The organism is Bordetella genomosp. 5, assembly GCF_002261315.1.
Classification (GTDB): domain Bacteria; phylum Pseudomonadota; class Gammaproteobacteria; order Burkholderiales; family Burkholderiaceae_B; genus Bordetella.
The window spans coordinates 196,016-210,138 of sequence record NZ_NEVP01000006.1 but is presented as its reverse complement, the minus strand read 5'-3'; the positions used below and the strand labels follow the sequence as shown (position 1 = coordinate 210,138).

The window sequence follows — 14,123 nt, the reverse complement described above, 5'->3', positions numbered from 1 at the left end:
CGCCACGTCCACCGGAACCCATCATGTCGCATGCGCAAACCCTGACAGCCCTGCCCGCGGGCACCGCCGCGCCGCCGTTCTCGCTACCCGCCACCCCGGACCAGCGTGTGTCGCTGGATGAATTGCTCGGTCGCCCGCTGATCCTGGCGTTCTACCCGGCCGACTGGAGCCCGGTGTGCGGCGACCAGATGGCCTTCTACAACGAAGTACTGCCGGAGTTTCATCGCGCCGGCGCGCAACTCGTGGGCATTTCGGTGGACGGCGTGTGGTGCCACGCGGCATTCGCGGCCGACCGGCATCTGCATTTTCCGCTGCTGGCCGACTTCGAGCCCAAGGGCGCCGTCGCCCGCAGCTACGGGGTATACCGCGAGGCCGAAGGCATCTGCGAGCGGGCCCTGTTCGTGATCGACGCCCGCGGCGTGATCCGGTGGAGTTACGTTTCCCCGCTCGGCATCAATCCGGGTGCCGACGGCATCTTCGAGGCGCTCGACGCGCTCGGCGCCGCCGCTACCCAAGCCGCCGTTCAACCCGCCTCTCAACCCGCTTCCGGAGCGCAATCATGAGCCGCCTGATCTATCCCGTCGACGCCCAGGATCACTCGCAGGGCCCGGCCGACGCGCCGGTCACCCTGGTGGAGTATGGCGATTACGAATGTCCGTATTGCGGCCAGGCCTACCCGATCATCCAGGAAGTGCAACGCGCGCTGGGCGACCAGCTGCGCTTCGTATTTCGCAACTTCCCGATCACCGAGCTGCACCCGCACGCGGTGATGGCGGCGCAGTTTGCCGAGGCCGCTGCCCGCGAGGGCAAGTTCTGGCAAGCCCACGACATGCTGTATGAAAATCAGCAGGCGCTGCGGCTGCCCGACCTGCTGGCCTATGGCCGCACGCTCGGCCTCGCGCCCGCCGCGCTCGACGAAGCCTTCGCCGGCGCGCACGATGCACGCATCCAGCGCGACTTCCAGGGCGGTATCCGCAGCGGGGTCAATGGCACGCCCACCCTCTTTATCGAGGGCACGCGCTACGACGGCGAGCGCGACGCGGCCAGCCTGATCGAGGCTCTGCGCGCACGGGCTCGCGGCGCGTAGGCCACCCGGCGCGCTTTGCGTCAGAGCTTGGCCACCGACACCTCCGTCGCCTTCACGAAGGCCAGCACCTCCGTGCCGACCTGCAGGTCCAGCTCCTTGACCGAGCGCGTCGTGATTACCGACGTGACGATCCCGGCGGGCGTGTCTATGTCCACCTCGGACACGACGGAGCCCAGCACGATCTCGCGGATCTTGCCGCGAAACTGGTTGCGGGCGTTGATGGATTGAATGGCCATGCGTAACTCCTGTTGCGGATGAGAGTGATATGAGCGCGTGCCGTGCGCGGGCACGCGTTGCGGTTATTACGCGGCACCGATCAGGCGGATGTCCTGCGCGCCGGCGCGTTCGAGTTGCTCCACCAGCCCCAGCTCCCAGTCCAGATAGGCCTGGAAGCCGGCGTTGCGTGCCCCGATGTCGTCCAGGTGATAAGGGCTGATGTCCTGGTCATCGTCGCCCGTCAGCACGCCCGCCGGCCCGGTGGCCAGCGGCAGGCCCTGTGCCTGCCAGGCCCGGGTGCCCCCGGCCAGTGCATACACGGCGGGCGCATTGTCGTCGCGCCTGAGCTGCCAGCGCAGCTCCGCGGCCACCGATTGCGCCAGCACGCCGTCGTCGGACACGATCACCACGCGAAGTGCCGCCGGCTCCGCGAGCAGCGCCGGCAGGCGATCGGGCGCCGCGAAACGCGCGCCGCGCACATGACCGCGCTCGTACGCATGGCGCCGGTCCACGTCGTATACCTGCGTGTCGCCCGCCTCCTGCCAGCCCTGCAGCACCTGCGGGCGGACCGTCGGCGCCGCCTCGCGATGACGCAGCACGCGGACGCGCTCGGCGCCGGTCTCGAGCGCCACCGGCACGGCCGGCTTGCCCGCCACGGGCGCGGCCGGCTCGAGCGCCGCCGCAAAAAGATAGACCTCCACCGCGCCCAGCTGCCTGAGCCAGGCCGCGGTGGTCAGTGCCCGCACGCCGTCGTGGTCGGCCAGCACGACCCGGGCGCGGCGCGTGCCGACGTATTCGTCGGTGGCCTGCACCAGCTGCCCGCCCGGCGCCCAGCGCCAGCCCGGCACATGACCGGCCTCGTACTCCTCGCGGGTGCGGATGTCGAAGCGGTAGAGGCTGCGTTCGCCGGCGGCGGCTTCGTCTTCGAAGCTGGCCAGGCGTGCGGCATCGATGTATTCCACCCCCGCCTGCGCGATTACCGAGCGGGCGCGTTCGCGCGCCTGGGCAAGATGCGCCGGCGCCGGTTCGGGCAAGGCCGCATGGCGCCCGTAGGCCAGCTCGCGGCCGGACAGCAGCCATTCCATCGTGCCGTTTTTCAACGACGCGACCCGATTCGGAATGCCCGCGTCGATCAGGGTCTGCGCGCCCACGATCGAGCGCGTGCGGCCCGCGCAGTTCACAACAACGAAGGTCTCGGGGTCCGGCGCCAGTTCGCCGATGCGATAGACCAGCTCGGCGCCCGGCAGGCTGTGCGAGAACGGCAGCGTGAAGTTGTGAAATTCTTCGGTGGTGCGGCTGTCGACCACCAGGATGTTCTCGCCGGCGCCAACCCGGGCCGCGAGCTCGTCCACGTCGATCCAGGGCGTGTGCTTCTCGTGCTCGATGACTTCGCCGAAGGCCTTGCTCGGCACATTGGTACCCCAGAACACTTCCCGGCCCGAGGCTTCCCAGCCGCGCGTGCCGCCGGCGAGCACGGCCACGTCGGTGTAGCCCAGCCGGGTCAGCTTGCCCGCCGCGTCGTGGGCGATCTTTTCGTCCTCGTCGGTCACGACGATGCGGGTGCCGCGGCGCGGCACCAGGCGGTCGATGCGCTGCTCCAGACGCCACAGCGGGGCGTTCGCCGCTTCGAGGATGTGGCGTTCGGCGTAGCGCCCCGCCTCGCGCACGTCCAGCAGCGCGATCTCGCCGGTGGCGCGCAGCGCGCGCTCGAGCTCGGCGGCGTCGACCCGCGCGTGGAAGATCGCGGCGGGCGGACCGAAGGTGCGCGAGGCGCCACCGGCCGTGCTCTCGAACACCACGCGCCCCGGCAGGCGATCGAGCGCCAGACCATAAAAATGCAGATGCGCGCCCGAGGTGTCGCCGATCAGTTCGATCGTGTGCACGTCATCGGGCTGCAGCACGATGGAGCCACCCGCGCCCACGTCGACCCGCCGCACATGCGTGAGCGTCTCGTGGCCGGCGCTCGCGCCCGGGCCACGGGCGTAAACCTCGTTGCGCTCGTCGCCGCGCACGCCGGCGATGATGGCCCAGGTGGTGTGGTCATGCGGCGGCTGCGCCTTGCCCGCCTCGCCCAGGGATAGATACAGGGCGTACGCCCCGTCGGTGTCTTCGGCTAGTCGGTAGATCGACGCCGGGCGGCCGGGCTGCAAGGCGAAGGCCTCGGCCGCGAACAGCTCGGTGCGCGCCGCGAGCCCGCGCAGCAGCGCGGCCGCCGCCTCCAGCTGGGCGGGCGTGGCCCGGGCCGGATCGGGCAGGATGGCGCGCACGTCGGCGATGAACGCCGCGACGGCGCGCGAACGCGTAGTCTGAAGAGAGAGATCGGAGCTGGGCGGCAACGTGGTCATGGGGATTCCGTGGTGGCGTCGGGGTCCGGGATGCGATCCCGGCCGGGATGCAACCAAGACTACGGCGCCGCGGTCCAGCGCGACAACGCAGAAAACCGACTATCCATATGCGCGCGGACGGCGCGCCGCGACGCATAAGGACATACGAAAAACGTCGTTCCGCGGCCCCCTGCGGCTCCCTAGCATCGTGGCCTTCAGTTCCTCGATGCCGTGCACGACGCGGCGTCCTCCGATTCATCCGCCACAGGGTACGCCCCCATGTCCGCTCAATCCCCCGCGCCCGCCGCGCGGCGCGCCGCCGTCAGCGTGGCCGTCGACGTCGGCGGCACCTTTACCGATATCGTGCTGGAGCAGGGAGAGCTGCGCCGCTCCGCCAAGCTGCTCACCACCCCCGCCGCGCCCGAGCAGGCCGTCCTCGCCGGCATCGGCGAACTGCTCGAGGCCGCCGGCCTGGGCTGGCCCGCCGTGGAGCGTCTCGTGCTCGGCACCACGCTCGCCACCAACGCGCTGATCGAGCGCAAGGGCGCCCGCACCGCGCTCATCACGACCGCCGGCTTTCGTGACCTGGTCGAGATCGGTCTGGAAGACCGCTATGCGCAATACGATATTTTTCTGGACAAGCCGCAGCCGCTGGTGCCGCGCGACTGGCGCCATGGCGTCGCCGAGCGCGTGGATGCGCAAGGCCGGGTGCTGACGCCGCTCGACGAAGCCGAAGTCCGGGCCCTGGCGGCCCGGCTACTTGACGACGGTATCGAAAGCGTGGCCGTGTGCCTGCTGCACAGCTATGCCCACCCGGCGCACGAGCGCCGCATCCGCGAGCTGTTGCGCGACGTGGCGCCGGCACTGTGGATCTCGCTGTCCTCGGATGTGTGCGCCGAGATCCGCGAGTATCCGCGCCTCTCCACCGTGTGCGCCAACGCCTATGTGCAGCCTCAGGTGTCCGGTTATCTGCGCCGGTTCCAGGACGCGGCGCGCGAACGCGGCCTGCGGGCGGAACCCTTCTTGATGACTTCGGGCGGCGCGATCGCCACCTTGCAGACCGGCGTGGAAGAGCCGGTGCGCCTGGTGGAGTCGGGGCCGGCCGGCGGCGCCATCCTGGCGCAGCACATCGCCGAGCAGGTCGGCGCGGCGCGCGCCCTCTCCTTCGACATGGGTGGCACCACCGCCAAGATCTGCTATATCGACGACTACCAGCCGCAGATCAGCCGCAGCTTCGAGTTCGGCCGCGTGCATCGGCATCTGAAAGGCTCGGGCCTGCCCATCCGGATTCCCGTCATCGAGATGATCGAGATCGGCGCGGGCGGCGGTTCCATCGCGCGCATCAACAACCTGGGCGTGATCCAGGTCGGCCCCGACAGCGCGGGCTCGACGCCCGGCCCGGCCGCCTACGGACTCGGCGGCCAGCACGCGACCGTGACGGACGCGCACGCGGTGCTGGGCACCATCACGCCCGAGCGCTTCGCGGTGGGCAAGGTCGCCCTGGATCCCGATCTCGCGCGGCTCGCCGTCCAGGCCCATCTCGCCCGGCCCGGCAAGCTCACCGATCCCGAAGCCGCCCACGCGGTGCTGGAAGTCGTGACCGAGAACATGGCCAATGCCGCGCGCGTGCACGCCTCCGAGTTGGGCAAGTCCGCCGAGGATCACACGCTGATCGCGTTCGGCGGCGCGGCCCCGCTGCACGCCGCCCTGCTCGCCCGCAAGCTCGGCATCGCCACCGTGATCGTGCCGCAATCGGCTGGCGTGGGCTCGGCCGTGGGCTTTCTGTGGGCCCCTATCGCCTACCAGGCCGTGCGCAGCCTGCACCAGCGGCTCGACCGCATCGACACCACGCTGGCCGGCTCGCTGCTCGATGCGCTGGCCGAACAGGTGCGCGGCGTGGTGCGCCGCGCCGCGCCGGACGAACCGATCTCGCTCAAGCGCCAGGTCTATATGCGCTACGCCGGCCAGGGCCATGAAATCGCGATCGATCTGCCGCCGGGGCCCTTCGATGCCGACTCGGTGCGCACGCTCGGCCAACACTTTGCCCAGCGATACGCGCAGATCTACGGACGCAGCCTGCCGCATGTGCCGGCCGAGACCGTGAGCTGGTCGGTGGCCGCGCAGGCCGGCGCCCGCCGCGCCATTGCGGCCGACGTGATCGACGCGGCCGGCCGCCAGCCCGCCACGCCGAGCGGCCAGCGCACCCTGTACGACTTCGAGGCGGCGCGCTGGCGCGACGTACCGGTCTACGAGCGCGAGGCCCTGGCCACCGGCCAGATCGTGGCGGGCCCGGCCCTGATCGTCGAAGACGAAACCACCACGCACGTGCCCGACGGCTTCGTCGGCCACCGCAGCCCGCAGGGTTCGCTGGTGCTGCACGACCACCAGCGCGTGCCCACCACGCCCGCCACCTTTCTGGAGACCACGGCATGAGCCCCCTTCCCGCGACCTCCGGCGCCACCGCCAACCAGGCCCGCGCCGCCTCCGCCCTCTCGCGCATCCGCCATCAGCTGGCCTGGAACCGCCTGTTGTCCGTCGTGGAAGAGCAGGCCCAGGTGCTGATCCGTTCGGCCTTCGGCACCGCCACGCGCGAAGCCGGCGACCTGTCGGCCGGCGTGTTCCTGCCCGACGGCCGCATGATCGCTCAGGCGGTCACCGGCACGCCGGGCCACGTCAACGCCATGGCCGAATCGGTCAAGCACTTCCTCGATGTCTTCCCGGTGGAATCGCTGCAGGACGGCGACGTGCTGCTCACCAACGATCCCTGGAAAGGCACGGGCCATCTGTTCGACATGACGATGGTTTCGCCGGTCTTTCACGAAGGACGTCTGGTCGCGTTGTTCGCATCGACGCTGCATGTGATCGACATCGGCGGCATCGGCAGCAGCGCGGACGGCCTCGAGGTCTATCACGAGGGACTGTTCCTGCCGATCCTGAAGCTGTTCCATGCCCACAAGCCCGACCCGGGCGTGCTGGCCATCATCCGCGCCAACGTGCGCGAGCCAGAGCAGGTCGAAGGCGACCTGTATGCGCTGGTGGCCTGCAATGAGGTCGGCGGACGCCGGCTCAAGGACCTGCTGCGCGAGTTCCACCTCGACGACCTCAACGCCCTGGGCAACACCATCATCGAGCAATCGCGGCTGGCGATGCTGCACGCGATCGCCGCCTGGCCGCAGGGCAGCTGGACCAACCTGCTGACCATCGACGGCTACGACGCCCCGATCGAACTGAGCGCGCGCGTCACGATCGAGCCCGGCCGCATCCTGGTCGATTTCGACGGCACCTCGGCGCAGGTGGCCCGTGGGATCAACGTGGTCAAGGCCTACACCGACGCCTATACCTCCTTTGGCATCCGCTGCCTGATCGGCGCCGACGTGCCGAACAACGCCGGCTCGCTGTCGGTCGTGCAGGTCAGCGCGCCCGAGGGCTCGATCCTGAACGCCCGCTTTCCGGCCGCCGTGACGGCGCGCCACATCATAGGCCAGATGCTGCCGGACGTGGTCTTCGGCGCGCTGCGGCAGGCGCGGCCCGACCAGGTGCCGGCGGAAGGCAGCTCCTCGCTGTGGAACCTGCATCTGGTGGGCGGCGAACCGCTGGCCGGCGCCAGCGCCGAGCAGAACGCGGCGCTGCTCGCCGGCCGGCGCTTCAATGCCGTCAGCTTTTCGACCGGCGGCACGGGCGCACGGCCCGGCAAGGACGGCCTGTCGGTCACCTCGTATCCGAGCGGCGTGCGCAACGTGTCGATCGAGATCCTCGAGGCGGCCAATCCGCTGGTGTTCGAACGCAAGGAGTATCGCGCCGACTCGGGCGGCGCGGGCACCCAGCGCGGCGGCCTGGGCCAGACCATTGCGCTGCGGCACGCCGATCCCGGCGCCGCCATGATTCTCGCCGCCGCCTTCGATCGCGTCGTCCACCCGGCCAGGGGCGCGCTCGGCGGCCACGATGGCGCGCCCGGCCGGCTCGCGCTGGCCTCTGGCGCCGCCTTGCGCGCCAAGGGCCGCCAGTTGATTCCCGCGGGCGACACGCTGGTCGTGCACACGCCCGGCGGCGGTGGGCTCGGCGATCCCGCGCAGCGCGATCCCGCCGCCGTGCGAACCGACCTGCGCCTCGGCCTGGTCACGCCCGACGCCACAGCTCAGGCCGCACGAAACGGTTGAGCCCGCAACGAATCGCCTCCGATACGCGCGGCGTCCGCCCCGGGCCCGCGCCCACCCACCGCCACTGATATCACCGCTGAATGCCTGCCATGACCTTGACCCGACGTACCCTGCTGCAAGCCGCTCTCGGCGCGGCCCTCCTGTCTGCGCTCGCCCTGCCCGGCCAGACGCTCGCGCAAACCACCGCCAAGCCGCAAGGCGGCACGCTTACCCTGCTGCTGCCGTCGGAGCCGACGGCGCTGGTCACCGTGGGCAACGTCGCCACGCCGATCCTGAGCGTGAGCGCGAAGGTCACCGAAGGCCTGCTCAAGTATGACTACGACCTCACGCCGCAGCCGCAGCTCGCCACGGCCTGGACCATCAGCCCGGACGGCACGGTGTACACCTTCACGCTGCGTCAGGGCGTCAAGTGGCATGACGGCAAGCCATTCACCGCCGCCGATGTCGCATACTCGCTCGAGCTGCTGAAGAAGATTCACCCGCGCGGCCGCAACACCTTCGCCAACGTGACCGCCATCGAGACGCCCGACGATCACACGGTGGTGCTGCGCCTGTCCAAGCCCGCGCCCTACCTGATCCGCGCCTTCGTCGCGACCGAAACGCCCATCGTGCCCAAGCACGTCTACGACGGCACCGACCCGCTCACCAACCCCGCGACCGCCGCGCCGATCGGCACCGGTCCCTTCAAGTTCAAGGAGTGGGTGCGCGGCAGCCATATCGTCTACGAACGCAACCCCGACTACTGGGACAAGCCCAAGCCCTATGTGGATCGGCTGATCGTGCGCGTCGTGGCCGATCCGGCGGCCGCGGCCATCGCCTTCGAAACGGGCACGGTGGACCTGGGTTACCGCACGCCGGTGCCGCTGGCGGACCTGGAGCGCCTGCGCAAGGTGCCCACGCTGCGCTTCGAGACCAAGGGCAACAGCTACTCGTTCAACGTGACGCGGCTCGAGTTCAACCTCGACAACCCGTACTTCAAGAACGAGAAAGTGCGCCAGGCCGTGGCCCACGCGATCGACCGCAATGTGATTCTCAAAGTGGTGAACTACGGCGTGGGCCAGGTGGCCTACTCGCCGATCGCGCCGGGCCTGAAGCAGTACAACGATCCGGCGCCCACGCCCTACCCCTACGACCTCAAGCGCGCCAACGCGCTGCTCGACGAGGCCGGCTATCCGCGCGGCGCCAACAACGTGCGTTTCGCGGTGCCACTCGACTTCAATCCGATCGGCGCGGACGGGGCGCGCCTGGCCGACTACCTGCGCACCACACTCGCGCGCGTGGGCATCTCGGTCAACGTGCGCGCGCAGGACGCCTCGGCCTTCATCAAGCGCGTCTACACCGATCGCGACTTCGCCTTCACGACCAACGGCGCCAGCAATCTGTTCGACCCGACCGTTGGCGTGCAGCGGCTTTACTGGTCGAAGAACTTCATCAAGGGCGTGCCCTTCTCCAACGGCACCCACTACAACAATCCGAAGGTGGACGATCTGCTCGAGGCCGCCGCCGTCGAGAACGATCCGGCGCGCCGCGTGGCGCTTTTCAAAGAGTTCCAGCAGATCGTGGCGCGCGAGGTGCCCGACCTGAACCTGTATCAGCCGGAGTTCATCACCATCGCCAACCAGCGCGTGCACGACCACTCGCTCACGGCCGATGGCGTGGAGTCCAACCTCGCCGACGTCTATCTGGATCCGCAGACCAAACGCTGAAAACCGCTGCGAGACGACGCCGCGCCGGGCATGGCGCTTGCGCAGGCGGCTGCAGCACGCCTCTCGGAGATTCTCATGGCGCCTTCCCGGCTCGAAGTCCGCACCGGTCAATACCCGGGCAAACTCACGCGGGATGCGTTCCGCGCGCGCTTCATGCAGCGCTTTCACGATCCCGCCTATGCCGTCGAGCGGGCCGCACTCGACCGGCTGGAGCAGATCGCGTGGGACGCCTACATGGATAGCCGCAAGGCGCCGATCACGGTGAAAGCCGGCCCGGGCTACGCCGACCCCGACTACGACCTCTCGGCCGACTGGAAGGCCGCCCATGATGCCCTGGCGCACGCCGCCGAGGCACAGCGCGATCCCGCCACGCCGTCACGCGTGCTGGTGATCATCGGCAGCGCGCGCAACGACGGCACCTGTCCGGGCGAGGTCTCGAAGAGCTGGCGCCTGGCGCGGCTGGCGGCGCACGAGCTCGAGGCGGCGGGCATCCGGCACGACACGCTGGACCTCAGCCGTACCGTGTCAGAATACCAATACCAGATCCACCCCTGCAAGGGCTGCGCATCGACCACCATGCCGCTGTGCCACTGGCCCTGCAGCTGCTATCCCCACCACTCGCTCGGTCAGGTCAACGATGCGATGAACGATATCTACGCGCAGTGGGTGGCGGCGCACGGCGTGATCCTGATCGCGCCCACCTACTGGTATCAGTCGCCCAGCCCGCTCAAGCTCATGATCGACCGCCTGGTCTGCGCCGACGGCGGCAATCCCGATCCGACCTCGACCGCCGGCAAAGACGTGATGAAGGCCAAGCGGCTGGAAGTCGATGGCTGGGACTATCCCAAACATCTGGCGGGCCGCGCCTATGGCGTGGTGGTGCACGGCGACGTCGCGGGCATCGAATCGCAGCGCCGCGCGCTGTCGGACTGGCTGGACTGGAAGGGTCTGGTCGCGGCCGGCGCGGACGCGAAGCTGGACCGCTACATCGGCTACTACCAGCCCTATGCGACCAGCCACGCCGACCTGGACGAGGATCACGCCGTGCAGGAAGAGGTGCGCAACGTGGCCCGCGCGGTGGCGGCCGCGGTGCCCCGGCTGCGCTCCGGCGAGCTCACGCCGCCGGATGCGGGCCTGCGGCAACCCCGGCCCAAATAGGCCGGACACCGCCGGCCGCGGCGCTACGCCTCCAGCGCTTCGCCGCGCAGCGCCGCCTCGACGATGCCTTGCGTGAGCGTCGGCACGAACAGCTCGATGAAGTGATAGGCGTAGCCGCGCAGCCACGCGCCGCGGCGCACGGCCAGCCGGGTCAGGTTGATCTCGAACAGATGGCGCGCGTCGATGGCCGAGAGGCGGGTATCGCGCTCGGCGTCCCAGGCGACCGACGCCACGATGCCCACGCCCATCTCGAGCTCCACATAGGTCTTGATCACGTCGGCGTCCATCGCCGTCATGACGATGTCGGGCGTGATGCCCGCGCGGGCGAAGGCCTCGTCGATGTGGGCGCGCCCGGTGTAGCCGTGGCCGTAGGTGATGATGGGATAGGCCGCCAGCTCGGACAGCGTGGGCGCGACACTGCCGGCCAGCGGATGATGCGGCGGCACGATGATGCTGTGCGTCCAGCGGTAGCAAGGCAGGTTGACCAGCCCCGAATAGTCGGCCACCGCTTCCGTCGCCACGCCGATATCGGCCTCGCCTTCGAGCAGCATCTCCGAGACCTGCTTGGGCGAGCCCTGGTGCAGATGCAGCACCACGTCGGGATAGCGGGCGCGGAACTCCTTGATGACCGGCGGCAGCGCATAGCGCGCCTGCGAGTGCGTGGCCGCGATCGACAGCACGCCGGTGGTCGCGCCGGCATACTCGGCGCCCGCATGGCGGATATTGTCGGCGGCCTGCAGGATCTGCTCCACCAGCGGCAGGATCAACTCGCCCGGCGGCGTGAGACCGATGAGCCGCTTGCCGGAGCGGATGAAGATGTCGACCCCCACCTCTTCCTCGAGTTCGCGAATCTGGCGGCTCACGCCCGGCTGCGAGGTGTGCAGGCTCTCCGAGACATCGGTGAGGTTGAAGTCGCGGCGCACCGCTTCGCGCACGGAGCGCAGTTGCTGGAAGTTCATATGGGATTCCGTCGGTTCCGCGGGCGGCCGGCCTCAGCCCAGCAGCGCGAGTTGATTGCCACTGGGGTCTTTGACATACATGACGCGCTCGGCCGCGTCCGGCACCGAACAGACGGGATGATGGCCGGCGGCCTGCAGGCGATCTCGTACCTGCTCGAAGGCATCCGTACGCAAGGCCAGATAGTCGGCTTTCACGCCGGCGCTGCGGCTCGCCACCGGCGAAAGCGACAGCGTGGCGTTGCCCAGCGCGAAGGTCAGGCGTGCGTCGCCCTCGCCCGCCACCTCGTGCAAGCCGAGAATGTGGCGATAGAACTCGCGGACGGCGCCTGCCTGGCGCGCCACGAAAGAGAGTTGGACGGACTCGATGGACAAAATGGTGGACATGCCTGGATTCCTGCTGCTGAACCAGGCACATGATAGGCACGCAGGCCCATGAAAAACAAAGAGGATGTAATCCGGTCTACATGAGCGCGAGACTTAAGGACCCGGCGGTCTAACGATATAGCCGACGGTAGGCTGGCGGGGCCCCGACAGGCACCCGCCCCCGCCCCGCCGTGGGCCGCGATGCACCTGTCTCAAGCACTGCGCCGCAGGCGCTCGCGCACGGCCGCAAATGCCTGTTCGAGGTCGGCGATGAGGTCGTCCGGATGCTCGAGGCCGATGTGCAGCCGCACGGCGCTGCGCCCGCCCGGCCAGCCCGTATGCTCGCCCAGCCGCTCGGGCGCCGCCTCGAGCGCCAGACTCTCGTAACCACCCCACGACGCCCCGATCGAAAAGGTGCGCAGCGCATCGACGAACACGCCCGCCGCGCGCGGATCGATCTGCGCGAACGCGAACGTCAACAGGCCATTGGCGCCGCTGAAGTCGCGCTGCCAGAGCGCATGCCCGGGATCCTGCGGCAGCGGCGGATAGTAGACCTGCACCACATCCGGATGCCGGGCCAGATACCCGGCGACCTCGGTGGCGTTGGCCTGGTGCCGCGTGAGGCGCACGTCGAGCGTGCGGATGCCGCGCAGCGTCAGGTAGGCGTCGTCGGGCCCGACCGCCAGTCCCAGCGCATCGTGCGTGGCGGCGAGGCGGTCGAAATGTTCCACGTTGCTGGCGGTCACGGATCCCATCATCACGTCGGAATGCCCGGCCAGGTATTTCGTGGCGGCCTGGATCGAGAAATGGGCGCCGAGCGCCAGCGGCTGGTGATGCAGACCCGCGCCCCAGGTGTTGTCGACGGCCACCAGCACGCCGTGCTCGCGCGCCTGGGCGGCCAGCGCGGGCAGGTCCAGCACTTCGTAGAGCAGCGAGCCGGGCGACTCGAGATACAGCAGCCGCGTGCGAGGACGCAGCAGGGATTCGAGCGCGTCGCGGCCCGGCGTGAAGTATTCCACCGTGATGCCGCGCTCCGCCAGCAACACGCGGTCGACCTTGCGGACCGGCGCATACACGCTGTCGCTCACCAGCGCATGGTCGCCGGGCTTGAGCAGCGCGAGAAACACCAGCGTGATGGCCGACAGGCCCGAGGGCGCCAGCAGCGTGCGGTAGCCGCCCTCCAGCGTGGTGATCGCTTCCTCGAGCGCGGCATGCGTATCCAGGCCATGGCGGCCGTACGTGGCCACGCGCTCGCCGGCGCCGCGTTGCGCCTGCAACCGGTGCTGCGCGGCACTGTCGGCAAAGCGCACGGTGCTGGTCCGCACGACCGGCACATTCACCGGCCCGGCGCCGTCCTTCAGGTCCGGCGTGCCGGCATGGATGAGACGCGTGCGCAGATCCGCGCGCGCCGGAATGTCGTGAGCCTGGCTCATGTCCGTACCTCCACGCTCGGCGTCATCTGGCTGGCGTTGTAGTTGATGATTTCGCCCGTGCCGGGGCGGATGCCGATGCGGCCCGAGAGCGTCTCGAGCGGCCGACCATACAGGTGAAAGTGCAGCGTGGGCGCGCCATCGAACACATGAATGCTGTGGATGTCGTCGGGCAGAAAGGCGATTGCCTGACCCGGCTCGACCACGACCTCGCGGACCTGCTCGATGTCGGCGCGATCCGGACGCAGGCCATCGTCGGTGCGACGGTACACCCGGTTGAGTTCCGCGCCCGACAGCGCCACGATGACGGCCCACGTCGTGTGGTTGTGCGGCACCGTGGTCTTGCCGGGATTGATGGCGTTCAGGTACAGCGCCACGTCGTCGTCGCCGTCATCCGGATTGAGTCGATAGCGGGTGGAGGACTCGCTCGCACCGGCACCCGGCGCCGGAAACTCGCTGGCGGGGAAGAGATGGCGCTCGGCCGCCAGCGCTTCCAGGCGTTGCGACACCTGCGCCAGCGTGGCGCGGTTGAGCGGCTCACCCTCCACCGCCTGCGCGGCGAGGATGAGACGAATATCGGCCAGCGCGGCGTCGACACTGGCGCGGCGCGGTGTGCGAGACCCGGCCGCGGCGGCAGCCGCCGGATGGGCCGGGTTCGCCTGGGAAGCAGGCACGGAAACAGTCATTACAGACTCCTCATGAGCGCGCGGCGGGTCGCCGTCG

General features: G+C 69.6%; 12 protein-coding genes. 6 read left to right on the top strand and 6 right to left on the bottom strand.

Annotation, left to right across the window (positions count from 1 at the left end; genetic code table 11):
* Positions 1 to 23 precede the first annotated feature (23 nt).
* Positions 24 to 563: a redoxin domain-containing protein gene (locus CAL25_RS09775; RefSeq protein ID WP_094799775.1), complete on the top strand. Its 540-nt coding sequence runs from the start codon at positions 24 to 26 to the stop codon at positions 561 to 563.
* On the top strand, positions 560 to 1,087 hold the full coding sequence (locus CAL25_RS09770; RefSeq protein ID WP_094799774.1) for a DsbA family protein: 528 nt from the start codon (positions 560 to 562) through the stop codon (positions 1,085 to 1,087). The genes CAL25_RS09775 and CAL25_RS09770 overlap by 4 nt, the downstream gene beginning before the upstream one ends.
* Positions 1,088 to 1,107: 20 nt before the next feature.
* Here the strand turns inward: CAL25_RS09770 and CAL25_RS09765 are convergent, their stop codons facing one another.
* Together CAL25_RS09765 and CAL25_RS09760 are read right to left on the bottom strand one after the other, a co-directional pair.
* Entirely contained in the window at positions 1,108 to 1,323 is a 216-nt protein-coding gene (locus CAL25_RS09765) for a TOBE domain-containing protein (protein WP_056325532.1), read from the bottom strand.
* 66 nt (positions 1,324 to 1,389) lie between these two features.
* Positions 1,390 to 3,648 carry a rhodanese-like domain-containing protein gene (locus CAL25_RS09760; RefSeq protein WP_094799773.1) on the bottom strand — a complete coding sequence of 753 codons (2,259 nt, stop codon included), beginning with the start codon at positions 3,646 to 3,648 and terminating at the stop codon, positions 1,390 to 1,392.
* Positions 3,649 to 3,906: 258 nt separating this feature from the next.
* Here CAL25_RS09760 and CAL25_RS09755 point away from each other — a divergent pair, with 258 nt between their 5' ends.
* The 4 genes from CAL25_RS09755 (at position 3,907) to CAL25_RS09740 (ending at position 10,648) form a co-directional block, all read left to right on the top strand.
* Complete coding sequence (locus CAL25_RS09755; RefSeq protein ID WP_094799772.1) at positions 3,907 to 6,060, top strand: hydantoinase/oxoprolinase family protein; 2,154 nt, start codon at positions 3,907 to 3,909, stop codon at positions 6,058 to 6,060.
* Complete coding sequence (locus CAL25_RS09750; protein ID WP_094799771.1) at positions 6,057 to 7,784, top strand: hydantoinase B/oxoprolinase family protein; 1,728 nt, start codon at positions 6,057 to 6,059, stop codon at positions 7,782 to 7,784. Before CAL25_RS09755 ends, CAL25_RS09750 begins: the two co-directional genes overlap by 4 nt.
* 89 nt (positions 7,785 to 7,873) lie before the next feature.
* Positions 7,874 to 9,490 carry an ABC transporter substrate-binding protein gene (locus CAL25_RS09745; protein WP_094799770.1) on the top strand — a complete coding sequence of 539 codons (1,617 nt, stop codon included), beginning with the start codon at positions 7,874 to 7,876 and terminating at the stop codon, positions 9,488 to 9,490.
* A 75-nt stretch (positions 9,491 to 9,565) separates the two neighbouring features.
* Positions 9,566 to 10,648, top strand: a complete 1,083-nt coding sequence (locus tag CAL25_RS09740; RefSeq protein WP_212590887.1) for a flavodoxin family protein — start codon at positions 9,566 to 9,568, stop codon at positions 10,646 to 10,648.
* Between the two features lie 23 nt (positions 10,649 to 10,671).
* Here CAL25_RS09740 and CAL25_RS09735 read toward each other — a convergent pair whose 3' ends face one another.
* The 4 genes from CAL25_RS09735 to CAL25_RS09720 all read right to left on the bottom strand — a co-directional run bounded on the left by CAL25_RS09735 (position 10,672) and on the right by CAL25_RS09720 (position 14,086).
* Positions 10,672 to 11,607 carry a CysB family HTH-type transcriptional regulator gene (locus CAL25_RS09735; RefSeq protein WP_094799768.1) on the bottom strand — a complete coding sequence of 312 codons (936 nt, stop codon included), beginning with the start codon at positions 11,605 to 11,607 and terminating at the stop codon, positions 10,672 to 10,674.
* A gap of 33 nt (positions 11,608 to 11,640) precedes the next feature.
* Positions 11,641 to 11,991: a VOC family protein gene (locus CAL25_RS09730; protein ID WP_094799767.1), complete on the bottom strand. Its 351-nt coding sequence runs from the start codon at positions 11,989 to 11,991 to the stop codon at positions 11,641 to 11,643.
* A gap of 191 nt (positions 11,992 to 12,182) precedes the next feature.
* Positions 12,183 to 13,403, bottom strand: a complete 1,221-nt coding sequence (gene metC / locus CAL25_RS09725) for a cystathionine beta-lyase (RefSeq protein ID WP_094799766.1) — start codon at positions 13,401 to 13,403, stop codon at positions 12,183 to 12,185.
* Positions 13,400 to 14,086, bottom strand: coding sequence for a cysteine dioxygenase family protein (locus CAL25_RS09720; RefSeq protein WP_249279012.1), 687 nt, complete (start codon positions 14,084 to 14,086; stop codon positions 13,400 to 13,402). Before CAL25_RS09720 ends, metC begins: the two co-directional genes overlap by 4 nt.
* Positions 14,087 to 14,123: the final 37 nt, after the last annotated feature.

Excerpts from the sequence above, each read along its gene's own strand:
- CAL25_RS09775 (WP_094799775.1), top strand. The coding sequence starts at position 24 with ATGTCGCATGCGCAAACCCTGACAGCCCTGCCCGCGGGCACCGCCGCG.
- CAL25_RS09770 (WP_094799774.1), top strand. The coding sequence starts at position 560 with ATGAGCCGCCTGATCTATCCCGTCGACGCCCAGGATCACTCGCAGGGC.
- CAL25_RS09765 (WP_056325532.1), bottom strand. The coding sequence starts at position 1,323 with ATGGCCATTCAATCCATCAACGCCCGCAACCAGTTTCGCGGCAAGATC.
- CAL25_RS09760 (WP_094799773.1), bottom strand. The coding sequence starts at position 3,648 with ATGACCACGTTGCCGCCCAGCTCCGATCTCTCTCTTCAGACTACGCGT.
- CAL25_RS09755 (WP_094799772.1), top strand. The coding sequence starts at position 3,907 with ATGTCCGCTCAATCCCCCGCGCCCGCCGCGCGGCGCGCCGCCGTCAGC.
- CAL25_RS09750 (WP_094799771.1), top strand. The coding sequence starts at position 6,057 with ATGAGCCCCCTTCCCGCGACCTCCGGCGCCACCGCCAACCAGGCCCGC.
- CAL25_RS09745 (WP_094799770.1), top strand. The coding sequence starts at position 7,874 with ATGACCTTGACCCGACGTACCCTGCTGCAAGCCGCTCTCGGCGCGGCC.
- CAL25_RS09740 (WP_212590887.1), top strand. The coding sequence starts at position 9,566 with ATGGCGCCTTCCCGGCTCGAAGTCCGCACCGGTCAATACCCGGGCAAA.
- CAL25_RS09735 (WP_094799768.1), bottom strand. The coding sequence starts at position 11,607 with ATGAACTTCCAGCAACTGCGCTCCGTGCGCGAAGCGGTGCGCCGCGAC.
- CAL25_RS09730 (WP_094799767.1), bottom strand. The coding sequence starts at position 11,991 with ATGTCCACCATTTTGTCCATCGAGTCCGTCCAACTCTCTTTCGTGGCG.
- metC (WP_094799766.1), bottom strand. The coding sequence starts at position 13,403 with ATGAGCCAGGCTCACGACATTCCGGCGCGCGCGGATCTGCGCACGCGT.
- CAL25_RS09720 (WP_249279012.1), bottom strand. The coding sequence starts at position 14,086 with ATGACTGTTTCCGTGCCTGCTTCCCAGGCGAACCCGGCCCATCCGGCG.